We start from the raw sequence: 1,329 nt of genomic DNA on the forward strand, positions 1-1,329 counted from the left end.
GAAGGATGAAAACAATTGCTCCCTATACAAACTGGATCCGCTCGTTTTCGTGTACTGAGGGAAATGAGTTCATCCCTAAAATTGCACGAGAATTTGGAATTAAAACATTAGTTGGAGCTTGGTTAGGCGATGATCCTGAAGTCAACGAAAGGGAAATTGAAGGTTTAATACAACTCGCAAACGAAGGTTATGTTGACATTGCAGCTGTAGGAAATGAGGTGATGTATCGCAAAGATCTAACCGAAGATGAACTTTTAGATTTCATTGATAGAGTAAGAAAATCAATTCCTAATTCAATTCCTATTGGATATGTAGATGCTTATTATGAATTTTCGCATCGACCAAATATTACCGCAGTTTGCGATGTGATTTTAACGAATTGTTATCCATATTGGGAGGGTTGCCCAATAGAATATTCCTTTCATCACATGATTAGTATGTTTGAATCGGCAAAATATGCAGGTCAAAATAAACGAATTATTATTACCGAAACTGGCTGGCCAAGTCAAGGCGGTTTTCTAAAAGGAGCTTATGCATCTAATGAAAATGCAATGAAATATTTTATCGATTCACAAAATTGGTCCAAACAAAATGAGATAGAGATGTTTTATTTTTCCTCTTTTGATGAATCTTGGAAAGTAGGCCCAGAGGGTGAAGTTGGAGCCTATTGGGGAGTTTGGGATAAAAATGAAAATGTAAAATTTGGAGATAAATAAAAAATAATCATGTCATATAAAGAAGAGCGTTATTTTTCAATTGAAGCATATAAAAAGATAATTGCACTTCAAAAAAATGTTGCTGAAATTCAAATTCCTGAAATTTCACCCCAAGATTTATCACAATTATGGGGAGAAACTTTAGAAAATGGAATACACGGAATTTCCTTCAGCGCATATGAAGAGGGGCAAAAACCCGGTGATATTATTACAGAAGAGCAAGTTCGTCGAAGGATGAAAATAATTGCCCCATATACAAAATGGGTTCGATCTTTTTCGTGTACCGAAGGAAACGAATTTATCCCTGTAATTGCCCATGAATTTGGGATTAAAACATTAGTTGGCGCTTGGCTGGGAGATAATTCTCAAGTCAACGAAGCTGAAATAGAAGGACTTATAAAATTGGCTAACGAGGGTTATGTCGATATAGCTGCTGTTGGTAACGAGGTCATGTTTCGAAAGGATATGACCGAAGACGAATTATTGGAATTTATCAACAGAGTGAAAAAAGCAATACCCAGTTCTATCCCTGTGGGCTATGTAGATAATTATTATGAGTTTTCATTTCGATCTAGAATTACAGATGTTTGCGATGTGATTTTAGCAAATTGTT

General features: G+C 35.6%; 1 protein-coding gene and 1 pseudogene. Both read left to right on the forward strand.

Annotated elements, in window-relative coordinates; translation table 11 throughout:
- On the forward strand, window positions 1–716 hold a 716-nt coding region (locus EKL98_RS16115; protein WP_126563157.1), incomplete at its 5' end, for a glycoside hydrolase family 17 protein.
- A gap of 9 nt (window positions 717–725) precedes the next feature.
- Window positions 726–1,329: pseudogene (locus EKL98_RS16120) on the forward strand (glycosyl hydrolase family 17 protein); the annotation flags it as partial.

The sequence above is a fragment of the Flavobacterium bomense genome, assembly GCF_003970355.1.